This is a genomic window from Campylobacter sp. P091 (assembly GCF_002138935.1).
Lineage (GTDB): Bacteria > Campylobacterota > Campylobacteria > Campylobacterales > Campylobacteraceae > Campylobacter > Campylobacter devanensis.
In genome coordinates, this window is sequence record NZ_MJKZ01000007.1 from 1 (window position 1) to 482 (window position 482).

A 482-nucleotide genomic window follows, 5' to 3' on the forward strand; every position below is an offset into this window, starting at 1 on the left:
TTAGGGCTTTTGTAATTCTACAATCAAACTCAGCTTCAATCTCATTCATAATTTTCATCGCTTCTATAATGCCTATAGTGTCGCCTTTTTTCACTGTTTGACCTACCTTAACAAAGCTTGGAGCGCCTGGACTTGGAGCTATATAAAATGTCCCTACCATCGGTGAGTTTAATGTATCAGTTGCTGTTGAAGTAGTTACTGTTTTTTCATTTACTACTACATTGATTGGGGCTGGGGCTGGGATTGGAGGGCAAGCTGGGGCTGGGGCTATTTGCTCGCATGGCTCATGTTTTTCTAACTCGATTACGAAATCACCATCTTTTATCTTAATTTTATTAATGTTTGTCTCATCAAAAAAGCTCATAAGCTCTTTAATCTCATCTCTTGTCATAAATTCTCCTTAAATTAAGTAAAATTCCATAATTCTAACCAAATTATCTAAATAATAAGCTAAACTTTAGTTTAAAGTAGAAATTGCTATA

Annotated in this window: 1 protein-coding gene; it reads right to left on the reverse strand. The window is 35.1% G+C overall.

Annotated elements, in window-relative coordinates; all coding sequences use genetic code 11:
- Positions 1-391: acetyl-CoA carboxylase biotin carboxyl carrier protein (gene accB / locus CIGNP91_RS07095; RefSeq protein WP_086253761.1), on the reverse strand; the 391-nt coding region annotated here is incomplete at its 3' end.
- Between the last annotated feature and the right edge of the window lie 91 nt (positions 392-482).